Genomic DNA, 24,850 nt, shown 5'->3' on the forward strand with positions numbered 1-24,850 from the left:
TTATTTATCTAATATTTCTAGTATTTTTCCAGAAGCATTTCCATCTCCAAATATATCTTTTTGTTCCTTATTAGGTATAAAATTCACTATACTATCCAATATCTTTTCCTTATCAGTTCCAACTACTACGTTCCAGCCATTTTTTACGGTTTCTACCCATTCAGTTTCATCTCGCATAGTTATACAAGGTTTTTTCATGAAAAAGGCTTCTTTTTGTACTCCACCGCTGTCTGTTACTATCTTCTCAGAATTCATTTCAAGATTTATCATCTCTAGATATCCCACAGGTTCTATAACCTTTATATTCTCATTAAATTTAAGTCCGTAATCTGTCATATATTTTTTGGTTCTAGGATGAAGTGGAAGTATTACAACTTTGTTACATTCATTTAAAGCCTCTACTATATTTTTTAATCTACCTATATGATTTGTATTCTCTGCTCTATGTATAGTAGTTAGTATATAATCCTTACCCTGAAGTCCAATCTCTTTTATAATCTGATTCTTGTTTTCTGCTAACTTTTTAAAATTAAGTACTGCATCGAACATTACATCTCCTACATTATGCACACCTTTTATAATTCCCTCACTTTTTAGATTTTCCACTGCTGATTCTGTAGGAACAAACAAAAGATTAGACAAATGGTCTGTAAGAACTCTATTTTGCTCTTCAGGCATATCTCTATTAAAACTTCTAAGTCCTGCCTCAACGTGAGCTACAGGAATTAAAAGCTTACTTGCACACAATGCTCCAGCAAGAGTTGAATTTGTATCTCCATATACAAGTACAAAATCTGGCTTTTCCTTTTCATATATCTCTTCTAATTTTATAAGCATCATTCCAGTCTGTCTTCCGTGACTTCCAGAACCCACTTCCAAATTGTAATCTGGTTTTGGTATATTGAGTTCATCAAAAAATACCTTTGACATATTTTCATCATAATGCTGACCTGTATGAACCAATATTTCTGTATGATGTTTTCTTATTACATTTGATACAGCAGCAGCCTTTATGAATTGAGGCCTTGCCCCTACAACTGTTAATACCTTCATGTTTTTCCTCCCTGCAAAGTTTACTGTTGATTTTTAAGAAGTTGATCTTCTGGAACTTTTCTAAATTGTTTAGCAGGATTACCTGCTACTATAATTTCCTTTTCCACATCTTTTGTAACCACACTGCCTGCTGCTACAAAACCATCTTCATTTATTATCTTACCTGGAAGTATAGTAGCTTGAGCTCCGATTCTTCCACCTTTCTTTACTGTGACACCCTTGAAATGTTTATATCTTTCTTTGGATCTAGCCGCAAAGTTATCATTTGAAGTTACAACTCCAGGTGCAATAAACACATTGTCTTCTACTTCTGAGTAAGCTGTAATATATACATTTGTTTCAATTTTACAGTTAGAACCTATCTTAGAGAAGTTCTCTATAGCAGCTCCCCTACCTATTATCGTTTTACTTCCTATAGTTACATTTTCTCTGACTGTAGCCAAATCTGCAATAAGTGTATTTTCACCTATATCACAGCCGCAATATACTATAACTCCTGCCCCTATCAAACATCCATCCTTTATTAGAGCTGGATCAAATTTTTTCTCATCTTTAAATATGCTGTTCACTGATCTCATAGGCTCTTTACCTACTACGCTGTTGTCATCTATCCTTACATTAGCTCCAATTTTACTTCCTTTATGTATAACTACATTATGGCCTATCATGCAGTTATCTCCTATTGTAACATCGTCTTCAACAACTACAAATTTCCCCATACTTACATTATTGCCAACTTTCGAAGTATTCGATATATAATTTTCAGACATACTTATTCTCCTTTTCCTGCATATTTAAGAATTGAGAATGAAATCTTCTCCATTCTCAATTCTTAACTGCTACTTGTTTATTTTTTTCACTCCAACCATATCCATAGTTGAGAAATCTCCCATAGGGAATTTCACAGGCATACCTGTAAGCCTTGATTTATAAGCCGCCAAAATTATAGACATTCCCTTTTTGCCTTCTTCTCCATCTATAAGAGGCTTTCTATTATTATTTATTGCATCTATCATATCTTTGAAAAGAGGTATATGTCCAAAACCATATACAGTATCAGGATCTCCCTCTTGTGATTTTAATATTTCATCGTCTAAATCCTTGTGATCTTCGAAATTCCAGGTTTCTATCTTATTTACTGCAAGTCCACCTATGCATACTGTTCCCTTTTCTCCAAAGACGCTTAAGGTTTCTTCTAAGTTCTTAGGATAAACACAAGCAGTACCTTCAACTATACCTATAGCTCCATTTTTAAATCTTATAACAATAGCTCCAAAATCTTCAGCTTCTATTTCTCTTAGGAAAGTATCGCATTGAGCATAAACAGTGTCTATCTCTCCTCCCATCATCCACTGAAGTAAGTCTATATTATGTATACATTGATTCATCAATGTTCCACCGTCTAGCTTCCAAGTTCCTCTCCAAGGTGCCTGATGATAATATCCCATATTTCTATTCCATAGTATTCTAGCTGTACCATTTACAAGTCTGCCAAATCTATTTTCCTCCACAGCAGATCTAAGCTGCTGCACTGGTTTATTAAATCTATTTTGATGGCTTACGCACAATTTTACATTGTTCTTTTTAGAACACTCTATCATACCATCTGCATCTTTTATTGAAAGTGCCATAGGTTTTTCACATATTACATGCTTTTTGTTATTCATGCAGTACATTGCTATTTCAGGATGATATCCACTTTCAGTAGCTATAGTAACTACATCTATGTCCTGCTCTTCAAGCATTTTCTTATAGTCAGTATAAACTGCTACTTTAGCATCTCCAATTTTTTCTATGTACTCACTTTTTCTTTGCTCTGCTTTTTCTTCTACCAAATCACAAACTGCTACTAAAACAGCTTCATCTTTATTAGCTGCTAGAGCTTCTACATGTTTGTAAGAAATTCTTCCACATCCTAAGATGGCAAATTTCAATTTACTCATAAAAACACCTCTTAAAAAGTAATATTTGTATATAACTTATAGTTTATGAATTTTTTCTCTGTTATTCTTTACATCTTTAGTAGCATTTCTTGTATCGTAAACTATTTTAGCTCTTTCTGCTATAGCCTCATAATCATAAGGGCTGTGATCTGTAGTTATAATTACTATATCAGATTCATCTATTACATCTTCCCATTTTACTGTATGGTATACTTTTCCATTACGTTTGAATTCAGGAATAAATGGATCACTTACAATTACCTCTGCTCCATTTTTCTCCAAGTGATCTATTACTTTAAGGGCTGGTGACTCTCTTAAATCATCTATATCCTTCTTATAAGCTACTCCAAGAAGAAGTACTTTTGCACCATTCATAGCTTTTTTATGTCCATTTAAAAGCTTCATAGCATTATCGACTACGAATTCTGGCATAAAATCATTTATTTCTCCAGAAGTCTCTATTAATTTTGTATGATAATCATATTCTTTTGCTTTCCATGAAAGATAAAATGGATCAAGAGGTATACAATGTCCTCCAAGTCCTGGTCCTGGATAAAAAGCCATAAAGCCATAAGGTTTTGTTTTGGCTGCATCTATTACTTCCCATACGTCTATTCCCATTCTTTCACAAAGTACAGCCATTTCGTTTGCAAGACCTATGTTTATATTTCTGAAAGTATTTTCAAGTATCTTCTCCATTTCTGCTACTGCAGGACAGGATACAGTATATATTTCACTTTCTAATATATTTCTATATAATGTAGCTGCCACTTCTGTACATTCAGGAGTACATCCTCCTACTACCTTTGGGGTATTTTTTGTCTTATACTGTTTATTACCTGGATCTACCCTTTCTGGTGAAAATGCAAGGAAAAAGTCTTTTCCACATTTAAGTCCGCCTTCTTCTAGTATAGGCTTTAACACTTCTTCTGTAGTTCCTGGATAAGTAGTACTCTCAAGTACTATGAGCATTCCTCTATGCAAATATTTTGCAACACTTTTAGTAGAACTAACTACATATGATATATCTGGCTGTTTATATAAATCTAATGGAGTAGGCACACATATAGAAACTGCATCTACATCTTTTACAAAACTAAAATCTGTAGTAGCTTTAAGTCTTCCTTCCTTAACTAATTTCTCTAAATCTGAATCCACTATATCACCAATATAGTTATGTCCTTCATTTACCGATTCAACTTTTTTATCCTGAACATCAAATCCAATAACTTCATACCCTGCTTTAGCTTTTTCTACTGCAAGTGGAAGTCCTACATATCCTAATCCTACTACTCCTAACTTAGCTTTCCTATTCTCTAATTTTTGAATTAATTCATCTCTCAACTGCGACATCTTTTTACCTCCTAGTTTAGCATCATTTCTACTTTTTTCATTATAATACAACCCAATTTCTTTGTCATCTTCATATACATACTATTGCTTTTCTTTTACAATAAAATCAAGTATATCCTTTTCTATTTTTTGTCCACATTCCTTTGGAGTTATCTTCCCCGAAGTAAGCTCTGTCATTACCTTGTTTGCATTTTGAAGAGCCTGAACCTCAGATACATTTGGCAGTATTTGACCATATTCAGACTGCTGTACAAAAGTTCTTTCCTTAGGATCATTTTTCACTTCTTTTATGTTGTAATCCACTTTATATGGAGGAATTCTTCCTGTTATTTTAAAAAGTGGAATACTAGAATGATTAATGAGATATTTCATAAGACTCCAATCTTCTTTTTGATGCTTAGACTTAGAACTTACATAACCTACCTGTGCCGTTACAAAGGATGTCATCTGTTTACCATTGTATTTTGGGAAAGGTACTACAGAATAATTAAGTCCTGATGCATCTAGCTCTTGAAGATCCCAAGATCCACTTACATAGAAACTTGTTTTTCCATTTTTAAAATTGTTTCTTGCAGTTATACTATCTATCTTTTCAGGCATCAACTTATACTTTTGCACCATATCTTGAACCATGGTATATCCCTTAATTGCAGCTTCATTATTAAGGCCTATATCTTTTACGTTGTAATCACCATTTTCCTTTTTAAATATATAAGCACCGTTTGCTTGAAGAATTGGGAAACTTAAATAAAAGTTATTTATATCATACTGAAATCCCTGTTTTTCTCCCATGGAAATCAGCTCTTCCAACGTCTTAGGTACCTTTTTAACTTTATCTTTATTATAATAGAGTCCATATGTTTCCACAGATATAGGTACTCCGTACATCTTATTCTTAAAAGATATAGTTTCAAGTGCCGATGGTATATATTTATTTTTATCTATAAGGTTATCTGGAACCTGTGCTAGTAATTTTTCATTATGAAGTTTTTCCATTCTGTCATGGGATACTCCAAATTCTATATCTGGTTCCATATTACGTAAGGATGCTTCAATATAAGCCCTGTTGTCTCCTTTATCTGAGTGAATTATCACTTTGTATCCCGAGGTTTTGGACCACTGATCTGCTAAAGTCCTAAGTTCTGTTATTTCAGGATCTGTAAGATGTGACCAAATTACTATTTCCTTGTCATTTTTACCTGTACCTGCAGTCTCTGCTGTGGTGCAGCCAGTTAAAAAAAGTGCAGATACTAAAACCACAGATATAAGTTTATAAAATCTCTTCATTAGAACTTTCTTCTCCTTTTCACTGCATTAATTAGCAAATTTATGCAATTTTTAATTTCTTTTTTACCAAATCTATTATATTAGCAAGTTCTTGTACTTTTAGCACAAGTAGCATAATCACATATACTGCGATACCAACTACAATGCAAATAAAGAGTGTCAAAAGCTGTCCCTTAAATCCACCTAGTAAATTTCCCAGGAAATTATTTATTAAAAATATGCACACTCCCATAGTACCTGCAGCTGCCATTATCTTTATTCCAACTTTAAACATATTGACTCCATTTATATTTCCAACTCTTTTTCTTAAATCCTTAGCTAAAAGTACGCAACTTACAAATGCAGAAATTGTTGTAGCTAAAGTAAGTCCTCCTATACCCATCTTTTTCACAAGTACTATACTCATAACTATATTTACAGCTACACCTAAGGCACCATTTATCATAGGTGTGGTTGTATCCTGGATAGCATAAAAAGCTCTGTTAAATACATCTCTTATACCCCAAAATACCAGTCCAGATACCAAGAAAAGTAGTGCATCAGCAGTCATATTAACTGCCTGCCTATTAAAGGCACCGTGCATGAAAAGTGCACTTATTACAGGAACTCTAAGTATCAACATTCCTACTATAGCTGGTATTACTATGATATTGATATTATTTACTGCTACGCTTATATGTGATTTAAAATCATCATAATTTTTAAGACTTCCATCCCTGGATAAAGAAGGATATATAACTGTAACTATTGCAGATGCAAAAGTGAAATAAACAAGCATATTTAACTTATTTGCATAATCAAGTGCCAATATACTTCCCACTACAAGAGTAGAAGCCATTCTCTTTTGAACTACTTCATTTACCTGATTAACACCAGTTCCAATCACAACTGGAGCAATCAATGAAAGCATTTTTTTTATCTTAGGATCTTTTAAATTTATTTTAGGACTGTATTTATACTTATTCTTTATGAGCCATGGAATTTGCACCACTATCTGAAGTCCATTTCCAAGCATAGTAGCTGCTGTGAGCCCTACAATTCCATAATGGCTTCCCATTAACACATAAGCTATTATAGGTATATTCATTGCTATTCCAACTAATGCTGGAGCTGTAAAATCATCTAAAGTTTGAAGCACTGCCGTATAGCCGCTGTTTAAACTCAAAAAAAGTATATTTATCATACTCATCTTAGTTAACAATATGGTTAAATTATACCTTTCCCCTTTAAAATTAGAAATTACGTTAACTATATCTGTAGTAAATATCCACCCTAAAACACATAAAAACAGCGAAATAATCATTAAGATGTTCATTATGCAATTGGCGAATTTAAACATTTCCTCTTTACCATGTTTACTATATGTTTCACTGAGTATTGGAATAAAAGTAGTAGTAATTGCAATTCCAAACAAATTGAACATCAAATTTGGTATTGTAAGGGACATAGTATAGGCATCTGAACTAGCAGATGCTCCAAATGCACTGGCAATAAGTGCATCCCTTACAAATCCTATTACTCTGCTCGCCATTGAAATTACCATTACTACACCAGCAGCTTTAACAAGCCCATCTTTCTTCATATCTTCCTCCAAAATTATCCTACCTGCATCTAAGCACTGCCTAAAGCATCCTCAAAGAAATAACCAGTTAGTACGCTAGCCTATTCTATTTCAAATGCCTAATGTGTAAATTATATCTTCAAGTATTTTATCACTAATCAATTTCATATACAACGAATTGAAAATAGCCTGTTAACATCTTTACTTATGTCCTAAAAATACTTTACTTAGTATAGGTATTTTATTAAGTATCCATTTACATATTAAAATAGGTATAAATCCTACTAAAATCATTATTACAATTACAAAGCTATAATTTAATTTCAACATTTGATAACATAAAACCCTGGCTCCTGTTTGTGAAAACCAGGACAAGAGGTAAATATCATAGCTGTATCTTCCTACTTTTCTAAACAATTCTCCACCTGAAGTATTCATTATGAATTGGGATACCATTAAAAATATACTACTTCCGAGAAGAGATGTAACTAGGTTGTAGTAAGGATACGCTCCCTTTCCCACATCAAATACATTCATAGCCATAAGAACTATAGAAAATACTAAAACTATAGCGTACTTATTTTTAATACTCTTCCATTTATCGTAAGTATTTTTTAAATATACTCCGAAGAAAAAGTAAAACAAATAATGAATTACACCATACACATAGAATAAACCTATTTGCTTTGTAAACAACAGATTTAAAAGCAAAGTTATTACTAAGGTCAAATTTATAGGTAATTTTTTAAAAATTGGTGCGACTGCAAATATGAAAAATAATGTATATATAAACCAAAAATATTGTATTGGAATATCTAAAGGATAAATCAATATATTTGTTATGAGACTGTTTAGCTTTACCGGTCTCGCAGCATAGTTATTCATATATAATTTTATGGGCACCGCCACTAGTGACACTGCAAAATATGGAACCATAAGTCTTTTAAATTTTCCATAAACAAAACTACCATAATCTCTTACAGTCTTTATACTATATATCTTATAGGCAAAAAAACCTGATATAACAAAAAAGAAAGGCATATGGAATGAATATATGAGTTTATATATATAGGCATAAAACATACTGCCATTAAACTGTGAATCAGGAAACGAATGTCCCAGCACTACTAAAAATATACCTATTCCTCTAGCTATATCCATATCCTTATAATACTTCTTCATCACTCTTTACTCCTTCACAAGCAATCAATACTAAAAATTTAGCAAAATTAATTATATTTCCTTAGGCAGCAAATATGCCAAAAGTACTCCAAGACCCAATCCATTAGTAAGCAGTGTAGTAAGTATAGGTCCATTAAATAGCGCCATTATGCCTCCAAAGAGGAGAGTAGATACTAAAAGTATATTTTTACTTTCTACAGATCTTATGACTATCATTATAAAATAAAGCAGTATGGCAAATATGACTATACCTATAATTCCAAAATTCATATAGGCATCCCCATACCAGGTTACATTTAGCCTCATATCCGGTCTTCCATAATAAACTGTAGCCATATAAAAATTAGGATCCATATTGTATATATTTTTAAAGAAATGTCCTAGTATGCCCTGAGCTAACTTCATCTTAGGGTACATAGAAAAGAAATCAAAATACTCTAGTGCTATAAGTGACGGCCATAAGAACACTCTTATTATTATGAGTAAATATATTGATAATTTTTTTAGGTACAATGCTACAATTCCGAGTGCTACGGCAAGTGCCATTATTTTTTCTATAAAGCTTCTCTTTATTCCGTATCTCAATATCATTCCAAAAAACGGTGCTAAAAGTAGAACTGCAAATTGACTCTTATATGCAGCATATCCATATAGTATAATTTGCAGCACAAAAGGTATGAATACAAGTTTATATTTTCTCTTGTATATTAAAAATGCAAGTATAAATGGATTTATTATATTTCCAAGCCACTGTACAAAATAATCTACAAATCTTCCTGCGTGGTCCCTGTAATCCAGTCTTACTGTATATACATCTTTAAAAGCCTGAATTATTTTAGTAGGCATTCCAAGCTTATAGATTATATACCCATAACCAACTACCATAAATGCTATTAAGCCTATCCAGAAAGTTTTAGGACTAATATTTATTTGAGGTATTTTAAAATCAAACTTACTAGTAAGCAAAACACCTATTAAGCCTACTGCAGCTATTGTATATATAAATACTGGTGAATTTTTACTATCCCCAAGTCCGCTCATAATATATACTATTAAAAGTGGAGTAGTACTTAAAATTAAAAACAAAAGCCAATACAAACTTGTCAGTTCTTCAACTCTATGAGGTAGTAAAAAAACAGCCGTATATATTATGACTACAAACAAAGGCAGCATAATAAGTGACCTTTTCAAAATACCCTGATTTATTATAAAATTAAAAGATTTATAGTACTCTATTGAATGTATGTATCCAAATGTTAGTGCAGCTATTATGAATAAATATAGGATAATAGATAATATCTTGCTATCCTTATTTATCATATTGTAAATTTTATGTATCATCCAGAAACCTCCTATTTTCACTGATCACTTATGACTTATCATTTAGATATACCAAGCACAAGTGACTTAAAAAATCCAACTGCAGTTCCTGCGCCATAGGCAATATGCAGCAAGAAAAATAATATAAACATAAGTGGCATATACTTTATGCCATTCTTTGAAGCTATCTTTATACATTCCAGTATATCCACAAGGAAATAACTCCCCAGTGCTAAAATTTCTATAACTTTGCTGAGTAAAAATAATCTATATGTTGCACCAAACAGCAGTATGGTAAGAAGAAAAATTAAAGGTACAAGATGCCTTATTCTAACTATTTCCCTGTTCGTAATTAAAGAACCTCCAATTTCCTTCCCATTTGCAAAATTTTGAGATATTATCTTTTTTACACTACTTCTTGGTTTATAATAGGATATTATGTCTTTATTCTGGTATATTTTATATCCAGCTTTTAATATTCTATTATTCATGTCATTGTCTTCACTTCTAGCTAAGCTTTCATTGTAAAGTCCTACTTTATCAAATACCCATCTCCAAAAAGCTCCATTCCAAACCGTATCTACAAATCCCTCATAGTCTTTTTGTCTAAATTTAGCTACACCTATTCCAAATTTACTTTCATGTAAAAATACAATACAATTTTCTATATAGGATTTTGATGTTAAAAGATAAGTAGGTCCTCCTACATTTACTACATTTTGTGATTTTAATTTATTTAAAGTGTTTACACATTCACTTACATAGTTTTTGTCATAAAGTGCATGACCATCTACTCTGACAACTATATCTCCTTCTGCCATTTTTATTCCCTTATTTAAGCCTGCAGATTGTATTTTTTTAGGATTATCTATTATTTTAATCTTCTCATTTTCAAATTTTCCTATTATATCTCTAGTTGAATCAGTAGACATACCATCTAAAACCAATATTTCAATAATATTATCATAAGTTTGATTTATTATGGAACTAAGGCACTTTTCTATATGTATTTCTTCATTGTACACAGGAATTATTATTGAAACTGTATCCTTATTATACATACAAATCTCCTTTTCAATTCTATGAAAATAGTTTACTTTTCATATATTTTACTTAATATCGGTTCATTGGCTTCCCAGAAATAATTATTCTTCAATCTTTTCATATTGTCTACTATACTCTTCTTTTCTTCCCGATCTTCTATAAGTTTTCCTATGATATGCTCTAGTGTATCCTTAAGATTACCACCATCTATTCCATATCCAAAATTGTTTTTGCAAACTTCATATCCAAATTCCGTAACCTTGTTTGCAATAACAGGAGTTTCAGTTATTATACTTTCATAGAACTTATTTGGCATAGATATAGTAGCCGTATCTCCAGGATAAAAAGCATAAGTTACATCTATGTTCCTGTAAAGTTCTTCTAATTGATCTATATGATAAGCTCCTCTTATATCTACATTTGAAAATCTTTTTGAATATTCAGCAAGCTTTTCAGAGTATATTCCCCTTCCACAAACAACTATTTGCACAAACTTGCTATATTTTTGAGAAGCATCAATTAATGCTTTCATCTCATCATAATATCTGACAGATCCTATAAAACCAATTCTAAGTTTATCGCTTGGCGTTTTTTCTATATTATTAAATAGATTTTTATAAGGAGCATTGTTGACTATGTAAATATTTTTACTTATTTTACTGTAAACTTCCTTCATTTTTGGGGTAACTACTATGTGAATATCTACTTTTCTTAGCATATGTCTTTCCATTAAAATTATTAAATTATAGATACATTTGTTTAAAAATCCTTTTCTGTTATAAAAGTACAGATAAAAAAGATCATGTTCGTCATATATTAATTTTAACTTAAGTTTTTTGTTTATACCAAAACCTATAAAAAGTCCATCAAAATCATGGCAGTGAAGTGCCTGAAAATCTTTATTTTTTAAATAGTTATATACATCTCTTTTAAAATTAAGAAATTTAAAAGCCTGCTTATATCCACTCCCATACTGGGCATTTCCAAAGAATCTTATTATTTTTATACCATCCAAATTTTCTTCAGGCTTATCAATATAAGTTCCTTCCCTATCCCAACATAATATAGTAATTTTATGTCCAAGTTTTGCCAAAGACTTCGCCTCTTTATATACCCTGGGGTCAGGATCAAATCCATTTGTAAGTATCATTGCAATATTCAATATTCTTTCACCTCATAATCTCATTGTATATATGAATAGTTTTCTGAGCATTTCTAAGCCAGGTAAATTCACTTAATACTGTCTTCTTCCCATTTTCACCTACAATTTTAGCCTTATCCTTATGACTCAATATGTAATCTATAGTACAAACTAAATCATCTAAATCATGAGGTTCAACCAAAAATCCATTTTTTTTATCCACAATAACATCCTCTATTCCCTGACCTTTAACACCTATAACGGGTATACCACTATTCATTGCTTCTATATACACTATTCCAAAACCTTCCTGCCAACTTGGAAGTGCAAATACATCACATTTTGGGGACATATATTTTATTACTTGAGAATGAGGTAACTTTCCTAAAAAAATCACATTTTTATTTAAACTCAAATTATCTACAAGCCTTTTTAAGTTCCTGTATTCCTCTCCATCGCCAATTACGTAATATTTTATAGTAGGATATATATTTACAAGCTTTGAAACAGCTCTTATATTCAAATCTATTCCCTTTGTCTTTATTAACGCAGACACACTGAGCATTACATAATCTCCCTCTAGCTCAATCTGCTTATCTGCTACACATTCTTCTGGGTTAATTCCATTATTTATTACTACTGTTTTATCTAGAAGCTCCTTCTTTTCTATAATATTTCTCAGTTTATTACTGACAGTTATTATTTTGTCTGCATTTTTCAAAACTTTAGTCACATTTTTTCTACACATATTATTCTTTTTTATAGTATATTGAAAATCCTGCCCATGAATTGTCACTACAAAAGGCACTTTATACTTCTTACTAAGACTTATACTTGCAAATCCTACAGGTATAGCTGTATGTGCATGTATTACATCGAATTTAAACTTTTTATACAATTTGCTTATAACTTTCCTTATACCTAAATACATAAAAAATCCTGAGTATTGAAGGAATAACCCTCCTGGAAATTCTATATATCTAGGATAAAAAACTTCCACACCATCAAGTACCATTTTAGATGGAATATCAATGTAGGCTTTATACTTCTTTATGTTCCCTAAAAAAGCTGGTACATAGGGAACAGGGCACACAACCTTTACCCTACAGCCTTCATTTATGAGTTTTTGCACTTGTTTGTGGACAAAAATACCTAAAACGCTGTTAGAAGATGAGGGATACATATGTGAAATAACTAGTACATTCTTCATGGCTTATTCATCCTTTTGCTATTTTTTTCTCTTATAGGTTGGTACTTTTTCCTCTATAAGTTTGATTATTTCCTCTTTATCTTCATTTACCACTTCTCTAAACTGTTTTATAGACTCCTCCACAAAAGTCATATCTATTTTACCTGGTTTTTCAACAAATATCTTATCATGTTCTGTGGAAGTTAAAGCTACTTCATTCATAAGAAGTTCCTCATATAATTTCTCTCCTGGTCTTAAACCTGTATATTCTATTTTTATATCCACATCAGGTTCATATCCAGATAAAGTTATAAGATCCTTAGCCAGATCTACTATTTTTACGGGTTTTCCCATATCAAGTACAAAAATTTCTCCACCATGGGCTATGGCACCTGCCTGAATTACAAGCTGTGCTGCTTCAGGTATAGTCATAAAAAATCTATTTATTTCAGGATGGGTTACCGTAACAGGTCCCCCATGGGCTATTTGCTTTTTAAAAAGTGGAATTACCGAACCATTACTTCCTAAAACATTTCCAAATCTTACAGCTACATACTCAGTCTCACTAACTTCATCAAAAGCCTGCACCATAATTTCACAAAATCTCTTTGAAGCTCCCATAACATTAGTTGGATTAACTGCCTTATCCGTACTTATTTGAACAAACTTATCAACTTTAAATTCATTACAACATTTCAGTACATTATAGGTACCAATTATATTATTCTTTACAGCTTCTGCCGGATTACCTTCCATAAGTGGAACGTGCTTATGAGCAGCTGCATGAAAAACTACTTCAGGTCTGTATTTATCAAATATACTTCTTAATCTATCTTCATCTCTTATAGAAGCTATAATTATGGCTTTATTTAATTTTGAATAATTATAGTTTAATTCCATCTGCACGTCATAAACGTTATTTTCATATATGTCTAGTATCAAAAGTTGCTTTGGACCAAATCTAGCTATCTGCCTGCATAATTCAGATCCTATAGATCCTCCACCACCTGTGACCATTATAACCTTATCTTTTATGTACTTATTTATATTTTCATTGTTAAGCTTAACTTCGTCTCTTCCAAGAAGATCTTCTATGTTTACATCTCTTAATTTGCTCATATTTAAATTTCCATCTATCATTTCATATATGCCAGGCAAAGTTTTAAGCTTGCATTTTGTACTTTTACATATATTTATGATTTCCCTTTTAGTCTTGATATCTGCAGAAGGCATTGCAATTATTATTTCTTCTATCCTTGTTTCTTTACATATTCTCGGTATGTCATCTCTTCCTCCTAAAACTTTTATACCATTTATCAACTTTTTTCTTTTTGTTGCATCATCATCTATAAGTCCAGCTACATCATAATTAAAATTTCTATTTTTCTTTATCTCCTTTATAAGTACTGCCGATGCATCTCCTGCACCAATTATAAGTAGCCTTTTATTCCTTATTTTTTTATATTGTCCTACACTTTTATCTTGGAGTAACCTGTATATAAATCTTATTCCGCCTAATGTTAGAACAGATAATATCCAAAAAATTATATGTACGGTATATGGAAATCTATAGTACCTATTTTCAAGAAACTTATAATTTATAAAATAGCTGTAAATTACAAATATAATATTGGATACAGAAACAGAATATACAATAGAAATTAACTCTTCTACCGATGCATATTTCCATATACTATCGTATAAATTAAAAACTTTGTTAAATACTAAAGTTATAATTACCATAGGAATAACTGAAATTTTTAAAAATATTATATATTCCTGCTGTATATTAAAATCAAATTTAAGTAATAAGGCAAAATATAAGGAACCTATAAGAAATAATATATCGTATACTATGAGTTTTTTGTCTTTTTGCATTTCAACACTTCCTAAATTATTGTAAAAATTTTATATAAAAACTCCCTTTATCTATTTTACATCATAAACAAAATTATTCAACACATTTTTTAACAGGTAATGTCATACATCACACAATTTAATACTGCTGTTCTATTTCACCAGCAGTATTGATAAATTAATTAATTTTTTGTTACTAAATAAATTGCACCTATAATTTCACATAAATTCTAAAATTATAGATGCAGCTTTATTAAACTCTATTTCTTCTGAGAATTAGAAGTTATATCATCATAAACTTCTTTAAATATCTTTTGTTCTTTTAAATCTAAAAGATATTTCATAAAAGGCTTTTTTAATTCATCCCTCTTCAGGGCATATTCCACAGTGGCTTGTAAAAATCCAAGTTTGTCTCCCACATCATACCTTCTTCCCTCAAAATTATATGCATACATAGCTTCATTTTGAGCTAAAGTTCTCAGGGCATCTGTGAGTTGAATTTCTCCTCCCTTTCCTGGAGTAGTGTTCTCTAATATTTCAAATATGGATGGTGTTATTATATATCTTCCAAGTATGGCTATATTAGACGGAGCCTCTTCCACTTTAGGTTTTTCTATTAAATCTTTAACTTTGTATACCTTATCTTCTATATACATTCCTTTTACTATACCATATCTATCTACATATTCTTTAGGAACCTCCTGTACACCTATAATTGAGGTTTTATATTCATCATAGCATTTTATAAGCTGTTTTAAACATGGCTCTTTACTATCTACCACATCATCGCCGAGCATTACCGCAAAAGGTTGATTTCCAACAAAAGTTTTTGCACAACTTATTGCATGTCCAAGGCCCTTTGGTTCCTTCTGTCTTATGTAGTATATATCTGCCATATTTGATATATCCTGTACCATTTTCAAAAGATCTTTCTTGTCTTTATTCTCCAGTTCCTGTTCCAATTCTACGGATTTATCAAAGTGATCTTCTATTGCCCTTTTATTTTTTCCTGTTATTATTAAAATTTCTTCTATTCCAGATGCTACTGCTTCTTCTATAATATATTGGATGGTAGGTTTATCTACTATAGGCAGCATTTCCTTAGGTTGAGCCTTCGTGGCCGGTAAAAACCTTGTTCCAAGACCAGCAGCTGGTATTATAGCCTTTTTTACATTCACCTTAAAATCTCCTTTCGCATTCATGTTACATAGGATTACTTTTTTTCAACCTTCTTAATAAAGTTATCTATTTCAATAACTACTTCATCTTTAGGATCTATTTTCTTTGCGATTTCCAGATGTTTTTTTGCATCTTGTAAATTTCCAGAGTCCAAATAGCACATTATAAGATTAGTGCATATTTCTACGGATCTAGTAGCTTCAAATGCTTTTCTCAAATAAGCTATAGCCTTTTCATAGTCTCCAATAGATGCATAATTTATACCCATTTCGTTTACAATTTCTACTATACTGCTGTCTATATTAAGTGCATCATTTAAGTAATAAATTGCCTTTTCATAATTTTCTAGTTTTCTATATCCAACTGCTATGTAGTAATATAAGGAAGCATTATCTCCAAAAGTATCCATAAGAGGTATTAACAATTTTAGTGCCTCTTCAGGATTATCTTCTAAAAGCTCTTTTCCCCTGTCATAGTGTACAATGGATTTAAGTTCTTCTTTCATATCTGTTATCTCTAAGGTTTCTTTTCCACCTTTTCCTACATAGTTATTTATATAAAACAATGCTTTCTCATAATCTCCGTCTTCTCTTTTAATAAGGGATTCATAAAGATATGGCAGTGCATAATTTTCTTTGGATTCGGCTCTTTTTAATATCTCCAATTCCTCTTCCTTATAGATTTTATTGGTTTTTCTAATCTCATCTACCATGGATATAAGTTTGTCATATATTTCTGTAGAATCTTCCATAATAGATAACCCTTTTAACAATATATAAGCATCTTCATATTCTTTATTTTTAACATTCCTCGCTATTATGCCTTTTATAAATCTAATATATTCATTATTTCCAGCTATTATACTTTTATAGTGATTACTAAACCTAAAATTTTCATCTGCACCTAATACGTAAAACATGCCTTCAATAAAATACCCTATTGGTATTCTATCCATATTGTTTTTAATTTTAACATTGTCAACTATATTTTTAGAATTTAAAGGCAAATATATATCTCCTGGAAAAGTAACTTTAAATATTTTTTCTAAACTTTTTTCATTTACTTCTACAAATAATAATTTAGATAATTTTTCTGCAAAATGTGATTTTATATCCATTAATTTACCACCTACACAATTTATTAGCAATTTACATCGTCTATTATTTTCATAACTCTTTTCTCAAATACATTCATTTTTTCTTCAGCATCTTTCAAACTGTTTCCTATTATTGAAAGATAAATTTTTATTTTAGGTTCCGTTCCCGAAGGCCTAACTACAAACCAGGATTTATCTTCCATAATAAATTTCAGTACATTTGACTTAGGTAAATGTATTATATTTTCATTTATATTTATTAAATCTTTTTCTACACTTAACTTATAGTCTAACTTTTTAACTATTTTTGTATCACCAAGTGTTCTTTTCATGGAATGCCTCATATACTGTAGAATTTTTTCTATTTTTTCGTGACCTTCTCTTCCTTTAAGTTCTACTGAAATCAATTTTTCTTTATAAAACCCATATTTTTTATAGAGATTTAATAGAGCTTCGTAAAGACTTATGCCCTTCGTTTTATAGTACAGCGTCATTTCACATATAAGAGTAGCTGCAATTACAGCATCCTTGTCTCTTACAAAATCTCCTGCCAGATAGCCGTAGCTTTCTTCAAATCCAAATATATACTCTTTATTTTCCTTGCTTTTAAATTCTTTTATTTTTTCTCCTATATATTTGAATCCAGTTAACACATTTACTAATTCTACCCCATATTCTTTTGCTATATCTTGAACCATCTCTGTAGTCACTATAGTTTTTACCACAGCACCATTTTTGGGCAACTTATCAATTTCCTTTAGTGATGAAATAATATAATGGGTTAAAAGAACACCTACTTGATTTCCAGTAAGTGTTTTATACTGGCCTTCTACATTCTTCACTACTATCCCTATTCTATCACAATCTGGATCTGTTCCAAATATTATATCTGGCTTTATAGTCTGTGCCATATCTAAAGCCAGTTCAAAAACTCTAGGATCTTCGGGATTAGGATATTCTGCTGTTGGAAAACTTCCATCTGGGCTTTCTTGTTCTTTTACTATATTCACATTTTCATATCCAAGTTCTTTAAGCGCCCTTCTCACTGGAATATTACCAGTTCCATGCAGCGGAGTATATATTATTTTTAAATCTTTTGCATGCGCTTCTATAAGATCTTTCCTTATAGCCAGGCTCTTTACCTTCTCTATATAGGATTTATCTATATCTTCTCCCAGCATATGAAGTATACCTTTGTTTTCAGCTTCTTTTAAATCCATATGTTTTATTTCTGAAAAATCACTGATACTTTCTATACAAGATAGTATTTCATTTGCAAAATCATCTGTTACCTGTCCACCATCTTCCCCATATACCTTATATCCATTATATTGCTTTGGGTTATGAGATGCTGTTATAACAATACCTGCCTTGCTTTTAAGTTCTCTTACTGCATAGGAGAGCATTGGTGTTGGATGAAGAGTTTTAAAAAGATTTACTTCTATGCCATTCGCACATAAATTACTTGCAGCAGCCTCTGCAAATTCCTTGGACATTATTCTACAATCATAAGCTATGCATACGGAAATATTTGTATTATATTTTTTTATAAGATATTTTGATAATCCTTCTGTAGCTTTTCCCACAGTATATATATTCATTCTATTACTGCCTATACCTATTACGCCTCTAAGACCTCCTGTGCCAAACTCCAAGTCCTTATAAAATCTATCTTCTATTTCCTTTTCATCTTCTATATTTTTTAGTTCTATTTTTCCATCGTCATCCACATAAGGTGAACTCAACCAATATTCATATTTTTCTCTATACATTATCTTTACCTCCTATATGCAATATTTAACATTTACTATTATACTATAAACTATATCTAAAAACATGTATACAACCATATTTTTACCTCATAATATATATATATAACTTATTTCTTAATTTTAGGTTAATTTATTTATATAAATTGGTATTATTGAATCTCTATATGAATTAACATATAATGATATTAGTTTTTACTAAGTATGATTATCCCTTTAATTCCAAGAGTTAAAGGGTATTTTTTTTGAAGGAAGGTGTTTATCAAGGTGTATAAATTAGATCAAAGTGAAACTCCACTATTTGACGCATTAATGGAATACGTAAATAGGAATACCATTCCTTTTCATGTGCCAGGTCATAAAAAAGGGAACGGTATAGACGAAGAATTTAAAAAATTTATGGGAGAAAATCCCTTTAAAATTGACGTTACTGTATTTAAATTAGTGGATAGTCTTCACCATCCTACTGGTCCAATAAAAAGGGCACAGCAATTAGCTGCAGATGCCTATGGCTCTGATGCCGCTTTTTTTTCAATACATGGAACATCTGGTGCTATACAAACCATGATCATGTCTGTAGTGAATTCAGGAGATAAAATAATAATTCCAAGAAACGTACACAAATCCGTTACTGCTGGAATTATATTAAGTGGTGCAATACCTGTATATATGCAGCCTGAACTAGATAAAACAATAGGAATTGCCCATGGTGTTACTTCTGAAACCGTAGAGGATACTTTAAAACAAAATCCTGATGCAAAGGCCGTTTTAATTATAAATCCTACCTATTACGGAGTTGCTGCAGACATTAAAAAAATATCAGATATAGTACACAGTTATGATATTCCTTTAATTGTAGACGAGGCCCATGGACCACACCTTGGTTTTAACGATAATTTACCAATATCAGCTATGCAAGCTGGTGCCGATATGTGTTCCCAAAGTACTCATAAAATAATAGGAGCCATGACTCAGTGTTCGCTGCTTCACGTTCGCTCAGAACGTATTGATATACACAGGGTTCAACAAGTTTTATCTCTACTCCAAACAACTTCACCTTCTTATGTATTAATGGCTTCACTGGATTGTGCCAGGAGACAAATAGCTCTCTATGGAAAAGAACTGCTGAGTAAAGCTATTGACCTGTCAAGTTATGCCAGGTATAAAATCAACAATATACCAGGATTATACTGTTTTGGGGAAGAAATAGTTGGTAACCCTGGCGTAGTGTCCCTTGATCCTACCAAAATAACCATAACCTGTAGAGATTTGGGCATTACAGGCTATGACTTAGATATGATTTTATCAAATAAGTATCATATACAAATGGAACTCTCAGATTTATATAATATTTTAGCTGTTGGTTCTTTTGGAGATACTAAAGAAAATATAGATGCCCTTATAAATTCTCTAGAAGAAGTCAGCAAAGAATACTATGGGAGAGGAAATAGAAAATCAGACTTTCTGGATATACCTCCTATACCAGTACAATTAAAAATTCCAAGAGATGCTTTTAATTCTGAAAAAACGCCGGTGCTGTTAAAAGACAGCATAGGTATGATAAGTGGAGAATTTTTAATGGCATATCCTCCTGGAATACCAGTGCTTTGTCCCGGTGAAGAAATAACAAAAGAAATTGTAGACTACGTACAAGAGCTAAAAGATACTGGATTGTATGTTCAAGGTACAGAAGACCCTGAAGTTGAATATATAAAAGTAGTAAAATAATTTCTCAAATAAAAATAGAATTACACTGCAGATATGCTGACAAATTTCATTACAATAAAAACTTTTAATAAGTCTAAAGCTCGCTATTTTGAAAATCTAAAAAAGCTTATATAAACTCGTACCTCAGACATATATAAGCTTTTAAGATTTTCTAAAATACCTCGCTAAGACTTATTGAAAAAGTTTTTAAATGTAATTTCAATTTTGTCAGCATATTCCTAAGTATAAGTTTAATTTTTAGTTAGAAATATTATTTTAGGCATAAACTGCTTATAAATATATAATACAATGATCTCTAACTTAAAAATCATTACATAACTCAACTTATACACATACAAAATTTTAACTTAATATCAATGAATCTTACTTAGTGTGAAAAGCAGAGAACTTAAATCTTTGATTTGGCCATAGTCGCTTTCGCTGTGTGTGGAGGTATTACAGTAAGTAGCCATCAGATAAAAAGAAAGTCTATCATAAATTCATAAACCTAAAATACTTGCCTTGAATTTGTCTTTTTATATAAGATTGCAGATATTAATCCAGTAATAAGTATTGCTGCTATGGTGTATCTTGACATAAATCCCATCAAACCGTGTTTATTATCATCAAAGAGTATGTAAAATAAACCGCAAGTTTCTAGAAAAACTAATACTATAAAAAATATAGGTAATTTTCTTTCTGAATAAATTATACCTAAAAATGCTATAGCAAATACTATCCATGATGCAAGGTATAATATATAGCTATAATTTCTAAATTTACTCCAAATGCTCTTATAATACAAATCTTCATACTCAGCCATTCCTTTATCGTCTAGCTTATTTTGACTATTTGTATACTTGAAAGTAACACTATATTTTAAAGTTTTTTTATCCTTAGCATAAATATAGGATACTTCAAAATCAGAATTCTTTTCTGACATTGGAATTTTATTTCCTCTATAATATGAAAATAATTCTTTATGATCTTTCCATACAGAACAATAATAAATGCCATTATTGTTTTGAGAATTATATTTATCAAGTTTTTCAGTTATTTTTTTTTCAGTGTCTTTACTAAAGTTATCTTCACTTTTTAAAATATCCGCTAGTTCATGCGTAACTATGTAGGAAGACTGTTTATAGTAATGGGTACCAAAACCATTTTTAGAAAAAGTAATCTCATTTTTATTATATATTAAACTTAATGCAGCACCAATTAAGTAAATAACTATAGCACATAAAAACAAATACTTCCAAAACTTTTTCTGTTTTGAAATAATTAATGATAATTCAGCGTCTACTTCCTTTACTGATCCGAACTCTTTTATGGCAATATCAATACTATCATCTTCATTTAATCCCTTACTCTGGAGCTCTTTTGTTCTTTCATTCAAGTGAGTTTTCATTTCTTCTTTTTTAACGCACCCCGAATTTTAAAGCTTTTTGCTCTTTGAAAAAACTCCAGTTTTAAAAAATATTTTCTATTTTCATTTTCTAAAATAATAGGGTTTCTCTAATGATGTTTTACGTATATATTTTTCGATGCGTTAATGGGCATCCTTTTGTTCTTTATAATTAAAAATCTATCTATCATAAATTTATAATACATCAACATAATATTTGAAATGTGACCCAAAAATACTGCAGAATTCAAAGTTGAATAATGCAGTATTTATAAAAATTGTTCGATTTTTTGATTGTTTTGTTAGCGGTGAATTTAACTTCCCATATTTAGCTTGCCATACTTTACTATTGCAATCAATTAATGATTTTATAATAAATGTTTGATGTAATCTTATATGCTGCAACATAAACAAAAGAGAATGCTATAATTACAATTAATATGCATTTGAAAATTAATAGTGTATCTGATAAGTGAAATCCTGCTAAAACCCTGCATATTAAATTATATCCAACAATCATATGGAGAATTGTCATTCCAATAGGTAAGAAGAACATCAATTTTATTTGCTGGTTAATGGTAGACTTTATTTCATCCTTATCCATTCCAACATCTTGTAGAATTTGAAACTGTTTTTTGTCCTCTATTCCTTCTGAAAGCTGCTTATAGTAGAGTATCAATATAAGTGCAATCAAAAATAGGACTCCCATAAAGACGCATAAAAATAATCCACCACCAAAGTAATTATACCAATCAAGGCTCTCTAAATCTCTGCTTGCAAAGTAAGTAATAATTGACTTTTCTTTTATAGAATTCTTTATATTCTTTGCAAATGCAATTCGGTTTTTTTCAGTTCCTTCTGTATTAAAAGACAGAGTGTACTGATTATCGGCTTCTGAAAAGTCACCTTGCTTATCACTTAAAAGTATATTGTTGTTTTTTGCAAGAAGATGAATTTCATCATAAACCCCATCAAGATTTTCAGTTGCTTTTATTTCAATGGAATTTGGGAATCTTGTTCGGAGCATACTATCCTTACCAAAATATACAGAAGAAACAACGGAAAGTAAGAAAATAATAGCTGTACTAAAAATACAAATGCTAGCTAACCCCACACCATTCTTTTTCATACGATACATAAGGTTTGAAACTGATATAAAATTTTGTGGCTTATAATATAGCTTCTCATTCTTTTTAATTGCTTTTAAAATAGCGATACTTCCCGCTATGAATACTAAGTAGGTAGCAGTCATTAAAATTGGTGCAAACAGAATTAAATCCGAAATCTTGCTGGCAGAGAGGGCATAAAGATAAGAAAATATCAGTAATATAAAACCAACAATTGCAATTAAACTATGGCCTTTAGGTTCTTTCTCACCAACCGAATTGCTTTTCAAAAGAGAAATAGTTTTGGTATGATGTATCTTAAAGGTATTAATTCCAAAAACAATTTCATAAATAATTACAAGTAACGAGAGTGTTCTTGTAATTGCTCTTGCTCCAATAAAAAAATAATTTTCTCCGTTAAGATTCATAATATTGACAAATAATCTAAAAAAAATATTTCCAAACACAAATCCAATTATCAGTGAACAAACAAAAGATGTTATAGCAATAAAGGTTGTTTCGAAAAATAAAACAAGTATCATATGCCTTTTTTCAAGTCCAAGAATAGAAAATAATCCAAATTCCTTCATTCGCTGCTTCATCAAAAAACTGTTAGCATAAATTAAAAAAAATACACTAAATAGCCCAATAATAATCGTTCCTACTTTAAAGAAAGTCTGAACAAATTCTGATTGAAGTGGCAAGCTTGTCATTGTGCTTGTAGTTCCAATTGCCACATACACCAAAAAAGTAAATATGGTGCTAATACTTGCAATAAGGTAAGGAATATAAATTTGTTTGTTTCTTTTAAGATTATTTATTGCCAGCTTAAGGCAAAATTTAGTTTTCATGATTGATACCCCCAGATATAAGCAGGGTAAGTGTATCGTATATTTTTTGAAAAAACTTTTGTCTTGCCAAATCTCCTCTATAAAGCTGGTGAAATACAACACCATCTTTAATAAAAAGTACACGACTAGCATGACTTGCTGCCTGTGTGCTATGTGTCACCATTAGAATTGTTTGTCCGTTCTTATTAATTTCTTCAAACTGTGCAAGTAAATTACCAGCAGACTTAGAATCAAGTGCTCCGGTAGGTTCATCAGCTAAGACCAATTTGGGCTTTGTAATAAGGGCGCGGGCAACTGCTACACGCTGCTTTTGTCCACCGGAAATTTCATAAGGATACTTATTTAAGAGTTCAGTTAGTCCAAGTTGTCTAGCAAGCAGTTCTAGCTCTTGTTTTGATTTGTCAATTGAAACATTTGAAAGAATCAATGGCAAAAGAATATTGTCTTTTATCGAAAAGGTATCTAAAAGATTAAAATCTTGAAATATAAATCCGAGATTTTTTCTTCTAAATGAAGAAATTTCTTTGTCTTTTAACATGGACATGTTAATTCCGTCGAGAATTACTTGTCCATCTGTACTCTTATCAAGTGTACTGATTATATTAAGCAAAGTTGTTTTTCCTGCTCCAGACTCACCCATAATTGCAACATACTCTCCCTTTTTCACAGAAAAACTTACGTCTTTGAGCGCTGTATACTGTACATTTCCCAATTTTGCTTTATAAACTTTTTTTAATTTTATTACTTCTAAAAATGCCATAACAATTCCTCCAATTACTAACTTGTTTTATAAGTTAATTATATAGT

General features: G+C 30.9%; 19 protein-coding genes. 1 reads left to right on the top strand and 18 read right to left on the bottom strand.

Annotated elements, in window-relative coordinates; translation table 11 throughout:
• The 15 genes from wecB to CLRAG_RS07065 form a co-directional block, all read right to left on the bottom strand.
• Window positions 1-1,053, bottom strand: a complete 1,053-nt coding sequence (wecB, locus tag CLRAG_RS06995) for a non-hydrolyzing UDP-N-acetylglucosamine 2-epimerase (protein ID WP_065077756.1) — start codon at window positions 1,051-1,053, stop codon at window positions 1-3.
• 20 nt (window positions 1,054-1,073) lie between these two features.
• The gene (locus CLRAG_RS07000) at window positions 1,074-1,823 is read right to left on the bottom strand and encodes an acyltransferase (protein ID WP_065077757.1); all 750 of its coding nucleotides are present in this window, start codon (window positions 1,821-1,823) and stop codon (window positions 1,074-1,076) included.
• 69 nt (window positions 1,824-1,892) lie between these two features.
• On the bottom strand, window positions 1,893-2,996 hold the full coding sequence (locus CLRAG_RS07005; protein WP_065077758.1) for a Gfo/Idh/MocA family protein: 1,104 nt from the start codon (window positions 2,994-2,996) through the stop codon (window positions 1,893-1,895).
• A gap of 36 nt (window positions 2,997-3,032) precedes the next feature.
• On the bottom strand, window positions 3,033-4,349 hold the full coding sequence (locus CLRAG_RS07010) for a nucleotide sugar dehydrogenase (RefSeq protein ID WP_065077759.1): 1,317 nt from the start codon (window positions 4,347-4,349) through the stop codon (window positions 3,033-3,035).
• 81 nt (window positions 4,350-4,430) lie between these two features.
• Window positions 4,431-5,636, bottom strand: coding sequence for a sugar ABC transporter substrate-binding protein (locus tag CLRAG_RS07015; protein ID WP_065077760.1), 1,206 nt, complete (start codon window positions 5,634-5,636; stop codon window positions 4,431-4,433).
• 40 nt (window positions 5,637-5,676) lie between these two features.
• Complete coding sequence (gene murJ / locus CLRAG_RS07020; RefSeq protein ID WP_065077761.1) at window positions 5,677-7,218, bottom strand: murein biosynthesis integral membrane protein MurJ; 1,542 nt, start codon at window positions 7,216-7,218, stop codon at window positions 5,677-5,679.
• A gap of 180 nt (window positions 7,219-7,398) precedes the next feature.
• A complete protein-coding gene (locus CLRAG_RS07025) occupies window positions 7,399-8,379 on the bottom strand; it encodes an acyltransferase family protein (RefSeq protein ID WP_065077762.1) in 981 nt (326 codons plus the stop codon).
• A 51-nt stretch (window positions 8,380-8,430) separates the two neighbouring features.
• Window positions 8,431-9,720 (bottom strand): O-antigen polymerase, encoded by a 1,290-nt coding sequence (locus CLRAG_RS07030; RefSeq protein WP_065077763.1) that lies wholly within the window; start codon window positions 9,718-9,720, stop codon window positions 8,431-8,433.
• A 38-nt stretch (window positions 9,721-9,758) separates the two neighbouring features.
• Window positions 9,759-10,760, bottom strand: coding sequence for a glycosyltransferase family 2 protein (locus CLRAG_RS07035; RefSeq protein ID WP_065077764.1), 1,002 nt, complete (start codon window positions 10,758-10,760; stop codon window positions 9,759-9,761).
• Between the two features lie 32 nt (window positions 10,761-10,792).
• A complete protein-coding gene (locus CLRAG_RS07040) occupies window positions 10,793-11,905 on the bottom strand; it encodes a glycosyltransferase (RefSeq protein WP_065077765.1) in 1,113 nt (370 codons plus the stop codon).
• A 7-nt stretch (window positions 11,906-11,912) separates the two neighbouring features.
• Window positions 11,913-13,094 (bottom strand): glycosyltransferase, encoded by a 1,182-nt coding sequence (locus tag CLRAG_RS07045; protein ID WP_065077766.1) that lies wholly within the window; start codon window positions 13,092-13,094, stop codon window positions 11,913-11,915.
• 18 nt (window positions 13,095-13,112) lie between these two features.
• On the bottom strand, window positions 13,113-14,951 hold the full coding sequence (locus tag CLRAG_RS07050; RefSeq protein ID WP_065077767.1) for a nucleoside-diphosphate sugar epimerase/dehydratase: 1,839 nt from the start codon (window positions 14,949-14,951) through the stop codon (window positions 13,113-13,115).
• 239 nt (window positions 14,952-15,190) lie between these two features.
• Complete coding sequence (gene galU / locus CLRAG_RS07055; protein ID WP_065077768.1) at window positions 15,191-16,108, bottom strand: UTP--glucose-1-phosphate uridylyltransferase GalU; 918 nt, start codon at window positions 16,106-16,108, stop codon at window positions 15,191-15,193.
• A 35-nt stretch (window positions 16,109-16,143) separates the two neighbouring features.
• On the bottom strand, window positions 16,144-17,226 hold the full coding sequence (locus tag CLRAG_RS07060) for a tetratricopeptide repeat protein (RefSeq protein WP_065077769.1): 1,083 nt from the start codon (window positions 17,224-17,226) through the stop codon (window positions 16,144-16,146).
• 23 nt (window positions 17,227-17,249) lie between these two features.
• Window positions 17,250-18,977: a phospho-sugar mutase gene (locus CLRAG_RS07065; protein ID WP_154104956.1), complete on the bottom strand. Its 1,728-nt coding sequence runs from the start codon at window positions 18,975-18,977 to the stop codon at window positions 17,250-17,252.
• Window positions 18,978-19,241: 264 nt separating this feature from the next.
• Here CLRAG_RS07065 and CLRAG_RS07070 point away from each other — a divergent pair, with 264 nt between their 5' ends.
• Complete coding sequence (locus CLRAG_RS07070; RefSeq protein ID WP_065077771.1) at window positions 19,242-20,702, top strand: aminotransferase class I/II-fold pyridoxal phosphate-dependent enzyme; 1,461 nt, start codon at window positions 19,242-19,244, stop codon at window positions 20,700-20,702.
• A gap of 487 nt (window positions 20,703-21,189) precedes the next feature.
• On the opposite strand, the gene CLRAG_RS07075 is transcribed toward CLRAG_RS07070, so the two are convergent.
• From CLRAG_RS07075 to CLRAG_RS07085, 3 genes are all read right to left on the bottom strand, one after another.
• Complete coding sequence (locus tag CLRAG_RS07075; protein ID WP_275507571.1) at window positions 21,190-22,089, bottom strand: permease prefix domain 1-containing protein; 900 nt, start codon at window positions 22,087-22,089, stop codon at window positions 21,190-21,192.
• 352 nt (window positions 22,090-22,441) lie between these two features.
• A complete protein-coding gene (locus CLRAG_RS07080; RefSeq protein ID WP_065077773.1) occupies window positions 22,442-24,043 on the bottom strand; it encodes an FtsX-like permease family protein in 1,602 nt (533 codons plus the stop codon).
• Window positions 24,033-24,803 carry an ABC transporter ATP-binding protein gene (locus CLRAG_RS07085; RefSeq protein WP_065077774.1) on the bottom strand — a complete coding sequence of 257 codons (771 nt, stop codon included), beginning with the start codon at window positions 24,801-24,803 and terminating at the stop codon, window positions 24,033-24,035. The genes CLRAG_RS07080 and CLRAG_RS07085 overlap by 11 nt, the downstream gene beginning before the upstream one ends.
• Between the last annotated feature and the right edge of the window lie 47 nt (window positions 24,804-24,850).

This window comes from Clostridium ragsdalei P11, assembly GCF_001675165.1.
Lineage (GTDB): Bacteria > Bacillota > Clostridia > Clostridiales > Clostridiaceae > Clostridium_B > Clostridium_B ragsdalei.

What these genes read in the sequence shown, in the direction of transcription:
- wecB (WP_065077756.1), bottom strand. Translation starts at nt 1,053, where the DNA reads ATGAAGGTATTAACAGTTGTAGGGGCAAGGCCTCAATTCATAAAGGCT.
- CLRAG_RS07000 (WP_065077757.1), bottom strand. Translation starts at nt 1,823, where the DNA reads ATGTCTGAAAATTATATATCGAATACTTCGAAAGTTGGCAATAATGTA.
- CLRAG_RS07005 (WP_065077758.1), bottom strand. Translation starts at nt 2,996, where the DNA reads ATGAGTAAATTGAAATTTGCCATCTTAGGATGTGGAAGAATTTCTTAC.
- CLRAG_RS07010 (WP_065077759.1), bottom strand. Translation starts at nt 4,349, where the DNA reads ATGTCGCAGTTGAGAGATGAATTAATTCAAAAATTAGAGAATAGGAAA.
- CLRAG_RS07015 (WP_065077760.1), bottom strand. Translation starts at nt 5,636, where the DNA reads ATGAAGAGATTTTATAAACTTATATCTGTGGTTTTAGTATCTGCACTT.
- murJ (WP_065077761.1), bottom strand. Translation starts at nt 7,218, where the DNA reads ATGAAGAAAGATGGGCTTGTTAAAGCTGCTGGTGTAGTAATGGTAATT.
- CLRAG_RS07025 (WP_065077762.1), bottom strand. Translation starts at nt 8,379, where the DNA reads ATGAAGAAGTATTATAAGGATATGGATATAGCTAGAGGAATAGGTATA.
- CLRAG_RS07030 (WP_065077763.1), bottom strand. Translation starts at nt 9,720, where the DNA reads ATGATACATAAAATTTACAATATGATAAATAAGGATAGCAAGATATTA.
- CLRAG_RS07035 (WP_065077764.1), bottom strand. Translation starts at nt 10,760, where the DNA reads ATGTATAATAAGGATACAGTTTCAATAATAATTCCTGTGTACAATGAA.
- CLRAG_RS07045 (WP_065077766.1), bottom strand. Translation starts at nt 13,094, where the DNA reads ATGAAGAATGTACTAGTTATTTCACATATGTATCCCTCATCTTCTAAC.
- CLRAG_RS07050 (WP_065077767.1), bottom strand. Translation starts at nt 14,951, where the DNA reads ATGCAAAAAGACAAAAAACTCATAGTATACGATATATTATTTCTTATA.
- CLRAG_RS07060 (WP_065077769.1), bottom strand. Translation starts at nt 17,226, where the DNA reads ATGGATATAAAATCACATTTTGCAGAAAAATTATCTAAATTATTATTT.
- CLRAG_RS07065 (WP_154104956.1), bottom strand. Translation starts at nt 18,977, where the DNA reads ATGTATAGAGAAAAATATGAATATTGGTTGAGTTCACCTTATGTGGAT.
- CLRAG_RS07075 (WP_275507571.1), bottom strand. Translation starts at nt 22,089, where the DNA reads ATGAAAACTCACTTGAATGAAAGAACAAAAGAGCTCCAGAGTAAGGGA.
- CLRAG_RS07080 (WP_065077773.1), bottom strand. Translation starts at nt 24,043, where the DNA reads ATGAAAACTAAATTTTGCCTTAAGCTGGCAATAAATAATCTTAAAAGA.
- CLRAG_RS07085 (WP_065077774.1), bottom strand. Translation starts at nt 24,803, where the DNA reads ATGGCATTTTTAGAAGTAATAAAATTAAAAAAAGTTTATAAAGCAAAA.